At 48.3% G+C, this 8,960-nt stretch carries 3 protein-coding genes and 1 pseudogene; 1 reads left to right on the forward strand and 3 read right to left on the reverse strand.

The genetic code is table 11. The annotated features are described in order from the left end of the window. Both IQ263_RS27025 and IQ263_RS27030 read right to left on the reverse strand, forming a co-directional pair. Nucleotides 1-376: RibD family protein (locus tag IQ263_RS27025; RefSeq protein WP_194071141.1), on the reverse strand; the 376-nt coding region annotated here is incomplete at its 3' end. Nucleotides 377-1,290: 914 nt separating this feature from the next. Then, nucleotides 1,291-6,432, reverse strand: coding sequence for a CHAT domain-containing protein (locus IQ263_RS27030; protein WP_194071142.1), 5,142 nt, complete (start codon nucleotides 6,430-6,432; stop codon nucleotides 1,291-1,293). A 210-nt stretch (nucleotides 6,433-6,642) separates the two neighbouring features. Between IQ263_RS27030 and coaE the strand changes: the two genes are divergently transcribed. Next, nucleotides 6,643-7,266 carry a dephospho-CoA kinase gene (coaE, locus tag IQ263_RS27035; RefSeq protein ID WP_194071143.1) on the forward strand — a complete coding sequence of 208 codons (624 nt, stop codon included), beginning with the start codon at nucleotides 6,643-6,645 and terminating at the stop codon, nucleotides 7,264-7,266. A 69-nt stretch (nucleotides 7,267-7,335) separates the two neighbouring features. Here the strand turns inward: coaE and IQ263_RS27040 are convergent. Beyond that, nucleotides 7,336-8,469: pseudogene (locus IQ263_RS27040) on the reverse strand (RNA-guided endonuclease InsQ/TnpB family protein). Nucleotides 8,470-8,960 lie beyond the last annotated feature (491 nt).

Raw genomic sequence — 8,960 nt, forward strand, 5'->3', positions numbered from 1 at the left:
CCCCCAATCTCCCCCTCTCCCCATCTTCCCCTTCCGCAGTCAGCAGCCATCGCGGCACCGGTTGCTGGAAAAAGCGCAAATTCGGGTCAAATTTCGACGATCGCGAACATACGATTTGCGCCGGTTGTGGGGGCTTCCCGTGCAGTTCTCTCTGTTTGAGCAATTCCGGCGAAATCACTCTCATCGTTGTTCCATAGGCCTGTAAAGTGCCGTTGCCGAACAAAACCGCGTCACTGTCAGCGACTTGTTGTTCGAGGTGGGCTTTGTCGTTGGCAGAACCGAATCTCGCGGGCGATCGGGCTGCATCTGCAATTTTACCGTCAGCACTAATCGCCAGTATTACTGTAGTGTAAGGTCGATCGATTGTATCTATCATTAATTTGTCAAACTTTCCACGGGTGGTCAGAAACCGAGTTTAACGGATGAAAATCCTTCGCAGGCAGCCTGCAGTAAAGGTACAAAACCCAGTTAATGTGGGCTGAGGCATCCAGAACTGTTTATCAAACTTTCGCACCACATCATAACGGCAAAATAGGACACCACCCCGTTGCTATTAATCAGTTACAAATTATATTTGTATTATGATGATTTACACCTTAAACGCGCGGATTTTTTGGCTCTAACTGTTGCCTGCAGACTCCTCCGATAGCATCGGAATTATATATTTTAATCATTGATAGTGCGAGCGGATTTGATATCATTAGTCATATCAAATCCTCTCTTAATCGAAATAGTAAATTCACTATTGACTGTTGACTGTGAACTGTTGACTGTTGACTGTTAACTGTTAGCTGTTAGCTGTTAGTTGTTGGCTGTTAGCTGTTAGTTGTTGGCTGTTGGCTGTTAGCTGTTAGCTGTTAGTTGTTAGTTGTTGGCTGTTGGCTGTTAGCTGTTAGTTGTTAGTTGTTAGCTGTTAGTTGTTATTGGAAATTGAGAATTGGGCGGAGCGAAGCGGAGGGATTGGGAATTCGTAGCAAGTAACCAATCACCAATCACCAATCACCAATCACCAATCACCAATCACCAATCACCAATCACCAATCACCAATAACTAATAACCAATAACCAATAACCAATAACTAATAACCAATCACCAATAACTAATAACCAATAACCAATAACCAATAACTAATAACCAATCACCAATCACCAATAACTAATAACCAATAACCAATAACCAATAACTAATGACTAATGACTAATGACTAATGACTAATGACTAATGACTAATGACTAATGACTAATGACTAATGACTAATGACTAATGACTTCTTCCCTCTTCCCTCGCAATTACCAAGGCGAACCGATCATGGTAAAAGCAGCCCAATAATAGGGATGCGACAAATTACGATCGCCCCTGGCGGCCAACTCCGCCGGCAAAGGCAGAGCTTGATTGTTGCCCGATCGCACCAAATAACCATCCTGCAGGCGCACTTCTCCCCGCAGCATCGCCAACTGCGCTTGACGCAAAGCCTCAGCCTTAATCGGCGCGGTACGCAACTGCTGGTAAAACTCAGTCATCAGCCCCAAAGTACCCGCATCGCTGACATACCACAAACTCGCCAGAGCCGATTTTACCCCAGCGTGCACCGCCAACCCCGCAAACCCCAACTCAGCCTCTTCGTCACCCACCGCCGTAGTACACGCACTCAAAACCAACAACTCCACCTGCGGGTTGGATAACTTCAACTGATTCAACTGATTCAACCGCAACTTAGTATCCCAAAACTGAATGTAAGAATTTTCAGCCCCCCCTGGCTGAAAATCACCGTGAGTCGCTAAATGAATAATTTTGTATTGCGGTTGATTGCGCTTTTCCTTCAAATTTGCCAGAGTAAAAGCTTCATTCAGAAAAGACGAACCAGGCCAAATCTTGCCCACAATTGTCGATATTTCCAACGGCACAGCCGGCAGAGGATTTTGATCGTATTTGGTCGGAAATTTCGACGCACCCATCGCCAACACTTCCGAACCCCTAACATCGGCATAGCGAGTATCAGTCAAACTCAAACTGGGAATCAGCCCCAAACTGTACTTTTCTACCAAAAACTGTTTGCCATCAAAAAGAGCAGCCAAAGGCAAAGTTCGCAAACCGGCATCCATCGAAAACACCAAGGTGTCAATTTTGTTAGCCTCCAATTCCGGTTGCAGCGGTGCAATTAACCACTGATAAAGTTCCTGGGCTGGTGCCTTATAATCAGCAGTATTCAATCTCCGAGGAGTTCTCACAGCATTAGTGAATTCTTTGGCAACTTGCAACACAGTCTCGCGGCTTACAGACACGGTTTTAAAAACACTTTTGCCGTCGGGCAAAAATAACATAAGTTCTAAATATCCCTGTTGCGCCCACACATAAACAATCGCCGGCTTAACCCCTGTCAAGCGATCGACACTGCTGAGAGTATCTCGGATACTTTGCGGCGTGACTGACTTTTGAGCGATATTGCCACCAAAATAACGCTCAAATTCCTGGCCCTGAATTCTATCCCTTTGCTGCACAGCCTCGCTCGGACTTATTGCGATCGCACTCGATCGAGAAATCTCAGGAACCCTCACATTTCCGATACTTTCTGTATTTCCACCACTCGCGGGCTTCTGTGCTGTCGCCGCGCTGCCGTTTGTTGTCGCCGCAGGCGCGGCCCCATCGGCATTTAACACCCGCGACGACAGCAGTACAGGGGAGGATGAGGAGGGGGAGTCGGTTTCGTTCGGCAGCACCTCAACAGACGCAGCAGCAGGTTCTGGCGAGACATTTGCGGTACCGCTCTTGGCCCCAGACGCGGAGGGGGGCTGAACGACAATTTGTTGAGAAGTGCCTGTAGTTTTCAGTTCCACAGTGGTAGTTTCAGCAGGAGGAGGCACGATCGCCAGCGGTGTCGCAGTTGACGATTCCCCAGTCGTCGGCTTCGAGTTTCCCGCCGCCACAGTCGTCGCCTTGCAGTTTCCTGACCGGCAAGCGCTTTGCAGCAACGTCAGCGAACCCGATCGCACCTGCCCGTCTGTAGAAATGCTAACGCTCGATGGGCGATCGGCAGTCGTTCCAGTTCCCGCCGCCCGAAACACTCCTCCCGCATCGATTGCAACATCGCCGCCGGTATTGCCGCGAGCTTTGATCGAAGCAACTTCAACATCTTTGAGCCCGTTAATCTCGATCGAGCCGGCACTTCCCGACTCCGAACTCGAATTGACAGCCCCCGTCACGATCTGGCCGGGCGCGGCGATCGAGATATTGCCGCCGTTTTTGGCACCGAAAGCATTGACATTGCCCGCTGCTATCCCACCGGCGCTGCGGATGTTGATATCGCCCCCCGCCCCGTTCGCCGATCGAGATGAAACAACACCAGCAGTTAAGCTACCCTGACTGCTAGTGATGTTAATCCCCCCATTCGAGGTAACGTCTCCGACAGCGACAGTACCTGCGATCAGAGAAATTGTGGCGTTATCAGTACCGGCGATCGCACCCGTTCCCGCGATCGCGCCCTGGCCAAAAGGCGATCGGATCGTCGTCGAGTCTTGAAATGTCACCGCCGGGACTGGTGTTGAATTTGTTGAATTTGGTGCTGTTGTGGGCGGAACAATAGTTATCATGCCGCTACCGTCAGCACGGCCGATCGCTACGGAAGCAAACCCGTTCCGCAGCGAGTTCAATTTTGCAGCAGTCAAGTCCAAAGCCTCAGTCTCAGCAGCACCGGCAATAGTAATATTTTGAGCCGGATCGGACGGTTGCAGCACCAAATTGCCGTTGCTGGCGATCGAATTCTTACCGCCCGTCAAATCAATTTCATTACCTGTCAGAGTAATATTTCCCCCTGTTTGCGAACCGCCAGCTTCGATCGCCCCTGCTGTCACTCCCGCACCACCAGTCAGCGTCACGTTACCCCCGCGATCGCCCTTAGTGTCGATCGAGCCTGCAGTCACCCTACCCTCTGCCGTAACGCTCACATCACCAGCCGACGTGCGCGGCAGCTTGGAAGAATTGACAGAAGTGCTGATGCTGGGCGGAATTCCCGTGTGTAGCTGACCAGTTGTCACATTCCCCGTCGTACTGGCGATGCGAATTTCTTGATTTTTGGTAGTGATATTTCCGATGCGAATATTGCCGTCTGCTTTCAGAGTAATTGAGGCATCGTCAGCCCCAGTCAAAGAACTTGTAGTAGCAATTGTTCCCAAACCCGCCGGCGATTGAATAATTAGCGGGTCATAAAATGTGAAATCGTTAGCAATCAAAATCGCACCGGTACCGTTGCTGCGACCGATCGTAATTCCAGCAAACCCGTTTTCCAAACTTCCGAGTTCCTTTGCTGTCAGATTCAAATAAATATTAGTACCGACATCTCCAGAACCGCCGATCGCAATATTTTGACTGGAGTTCCAAGGCTGCATTACCAAAAAGCCAGTACCGCCGATCGAATTATTGCCACCAGTCAAATTAATTTCATTACCAGTCAAAGTAATGTTTCCAGAACCCCCTGCGATCGAGCTCACTCCCAGAAGGTTCCTAGCCGTCAAAGTTACATTTGCCGCAGATTTAGAGCCGCTAGCATCAATTTTTTGGACTGTGACGTTTTGGCCTTCCAACAAAATATTTCCGCTAGTACCGCTGCTAGAATTAGATGCCGAAATATTGTTAGCAACCGTTGTTCCCGGACTTATTAAACTAATATTTCCGCCGTTGCTCGACAAATTGCCCGCCGTAATTTGACTTCCCTCCAGGGCGATCGCGCCGCCAGCCGTGCTAATTGTATCTCTAGGATTCATCGAAAAAGCACCCGCACCGCTGCGATCGGCATCTGCCCTGAATGTCACCGAACCAGTAGTGGCCGCAAAGCTCAACTGACCGTCCGCCAAATCAGCAATTTTAATATCGTTGAGCGCTTCCAGAACCACATTTGCCGTCCCCGACAGACTTTCCAAAGCTCTAGTAGAAATTGTCAGCGAAGCATCGGAATTGTTTTGCCCTTCCGGTGGAGTTCCTGCCAAAATATTATTGTTAGCAATAATTTCCGCATCACCCGCCGCTGCTTCGGAATCTGTAATTAAAATATTCTCCGGGTCAAGCAGCAAAGTCCCCAAACCGTTTGTGCCGGAAGTATCGACATTACCGTTAAAAATCAATCTTTGCTTGCCCGAAACTTCCACAAACCCGCCAATACCTGCGCTGCCGCCAGTTGCAGAAACGCCCGTCGCGCTGATGCTGCCCAAAAATGCTGCCGTGTTGTCCGCCCAGACAAAAACTCTGCCGCCGTTACCGGAGTCTGTGGCGTTGGCGGCGATCGAACTTTTGCCATCCACATAAGTCATCGTCGCATTCGGCACAGTTCCCTCGCCCCGGTAATCTCCGCCGATCCGCACCGTTCCGCCGCCGTCGGCCCCCGAAGCATCAATCTTCGCTCCTAATAGCCCTACCTTGTCGCCCAACACGTTGATACTGCCTCCCGCGCCCCCCCTGGCAGACACGTCCGCAGCACCCGATATCAGCGCAGTTCCTGCCATTGCAGGCACTGTTTGGCCTGCAGTCAGTACGACTTCACCGCGATCGTTCACAGTTACACCCGTAGCCTCAGCAACGCCTTGCCCCGAAAGCAGTCGAGGCAAACTCAGGGGAGAAAAAGGCAGAGTTGTCGAACCCGACACTCCCGCACCCGGAGTAAATTCTAAACTCAGCAAAAGTCCGTTTTGACTCAACCGCACCCGATTTTCGCCAGGGACGGCCGCCACAGTAATTTGACCGCCGGGGGCTGAAAGTTTCCCCGTACTGATGACAGTACCGCCCAGCAAAGTCAAATTTTGCCTGCTTCCCACAGCCAAATCGCCGGCATTGACAATACTCCCCGACTGCGCGCCAAAAGCAAAAGTATTCGGCTCTCCGACGAGGGCCGCGTAGTCGTTCGCCCCGGTGCCGTTGAACCAGCCGCTGTCAAAACCGATACCGCTAGCGGTGGTAGCAAAAAAAGACCCGGACACGTCGAGTCGGGCATTGGTTCCGAAAATAATCCCTGCGGGGTTCATCAGGTACAAGTTAGAATTGCCGCCGCTAACTTGAATTAAACCGTTAATTAACGAAGCGTCGCCGCCGACAACGCGGCCGAGGATATTTTTAATGGTGGGATTGGAGATAAAATTGGCTGTTTCGCCAGAATTCAAACCGAATCGAGTAAAACTGTGGAACAGATTTGCTCCGTCTCGCGAGGCTGTGCCACCTGTAATGTCGTAGCGAGCTCCCGGTTTTGGGGTGATGGCGGTGCCGGTGCTGTCTGCTGCTGGAACGATCGACTGTGCTGCGGCAATTTGAGATTGGGGATAAATTGCCACAATTACCCATCCGCTGCTGTTTTCTTTGAGGAAAACCAGGTTGGGCAAAAAATCTAATATCAAAAATCCAGCAAGGGGAATTGCTGCCAGAATCGATCGTACAGCACGTTGAGCATTCATAGGTTTGCCTCGATCTAGACTTAAATTTGAGTTAAAAATGGAGATTTTAGCTAAAAAAGAGTCGATCGCACCCCAATGCTGACACTTCCTAACGCTAGCTCTCGATCGCAAATTTCCAATTTTAAGTCTAATTTTGATTGTGTCACCAACATAGCAAACACATAGACCAAGTGTCGAAACACACAGTTTTGTTTAAACAAAGAGAAAATTATGAGCGATCGAGTTGTCCGCGCGATCGGTTTGACAGGGGGCATCGCCACCGGAAAAACCGCTATATCTAATTATCTGGCAGATGCCTGTGGATTTCCGATTTTAGATGCCGATATTTATGCCCGCGAAGCCGTGCAACCCGGTTCGCCAATACTTGACTCTATTGTAGAACGATACGGCGCTAGTATTTTGTTTTCCGACGGCAATTTAAATCGCCCAGAGTTAGGAAATATTATTTTTTGTAACGCAGCCGAACGGCAGTGGTTGGAACAACAGATTCACCCTTATGTACGCCGCCGATTGGTGGAAGCAACTCAAAACTGCATTGCTTCACATAATCCGGTATCACCAAATACATTGACAGTAGTTTTGGCAGTGCCGCTGTTGTTTGAAGCTAACATGACAGATTTGTGTACCGAAATTTGGGTGGTGTACTGTTCGCCCGAAGTGCAGTTAGAGCGGTTAATGCAGCGAGATGGCTTGAATTGCGATCGGGCGAATGCCCGGATTAAGGCTCAGATGCCGCTAGCTCAAAAGTGCCAACAAGCCGATGTTGTTTTGGATAACTCCTCAACCCTCGACTCGCTATTTTTACAGTTGACACTCCTGGGCCTCAAGACGTGAGGATTCTTAGTTCTGCGATGGGACTTAAATCAAGAACATTACTGCACCCGATCCAGAGATCCAATCTCCCTAAGCGTTTACTGCATCTAGTACAGAGGTTCCGACGTGCCCCGTCGTACCTATCCCGCGATTCAGGATATTAATTGCGGCATTACGATCCCTATCCATCTCGCATCCACACTGACAAGCATGGGTTCGAGTGGATAGAGATTTTTTAACGACTTCCCCGCAATTACTGCATTCTTGACTGGTGTAAGCAGGATTTACCGCAATAGTTATCCGACCAAACACTTTTCCAAAATATTCTAAGAACACTCTGAACTGATACCAAGAAGCATCGCTTATTGATTTTGCTAGGCAGTGATTTTTAACCAGGTTAGACACTCTCAAATCTTCGTAAACTACTACATCGTTTGATGTGATGGGAGCACCTTGCAAGCTTAATTGCATGGTATGAGCGCTGTCTACTTATTTTGAGATGTCGCTTACCTAAAATCACTCTAGCTTTGTGGCGATTTGACCCACCCTTGACTTTCCGACTTACAAGACAGCACGTTTTATTCGTGCTTCACATCTACGCAGAAATCTAGGGTTGGGAACCATGAAGCCATTTGAATCAGTGTAAAACTCTTTCAAACCGACATCTAGTCCAATCGTTTTGCCTGTCATGGGAGCGGTTTCTACTCGTTCTACAGAGATGCAAAACTGGACGTAATATCCATCTGATCGTTTTACCAACCGCACCCGCTTAATTTTGTCTGGTTGATAGAAATTTAAGTCGCGAGTACCTTTTAACTTCAGTCTGCCAATTCCACACTTATCGGTAAAGATGATTGATTTCCTATCTTCCGAGAGCTTCCAAGAATTAGTTTTGTACTCAACAGAACGACAATTTTTCTGGAATTTAGGAAACCCAACTCTTTTACCTTTAATGCCTTTTTTAACACGATCGAAGAATCGAGAAATACTGGCCCATGCTCTTTCTGCACTAGCCTGCCTGGCCATCGCACCTAACTTATTTGCAAATTCAAATTATTTTGCCCAAATCGCACAATACTTAGAACGATCGAACCAAGATTTAGCGCCACCATCCATCCACAGTCGGATCGATTTGTTGCGAATGAATTGACAAATTCTAATCGCTTCATCGACTGCCTGGAATTGATCTGGTTTTGCGTAAGCCTTGAATTCGAGAACGAGCATCTTAATTTTCTCCTGTTCCTACGATAACACGTTTATCATAGGAATGCCTAACTTCCTCTAAAAATATGGAGAAAGTCCCCCTAGAAGGGGGAGGCTCTAACCCCAATTTTCTGGTAGACAAACAACTGAGTCGATTTGAGATTAGAGATTGCTCGTTACTTTCGCTCTGCCTGGTAATGCAGATGCTTTGGCTCTGCCTCCTTTGAGGAAAGCAACTTACAGGAGAGAAGACTGTAGGAGCTGTTTAACTTATTAAGTTTTCGATCCTGAGTCGATTTGAGATTAGAGATTTGAGAGTTGAGATTTAGGAATCTGCTACAAAATAAATTTATCTGCGTTTATCTGTGTTTATCTGCCTGATATCTGCGGTTTCGCGATCGATCGCAAATTTATGCAATCAGCTTTAAGCTGTTGTGTAAATAAACATTGTATATTTTGATGACAATCAAAAATTGTCAAATCCTCTCCCCCTCTCCCCTGATCCCCATCGG

The organism is Tychonema sp. LEGE 06208, from assembly GCF_015207505.1.
GTDB lineage: Bacteria > Cyanobacteriota > Cyanobacteriia > Cyanobacteriales > Microcoleaceae > Microcoleus.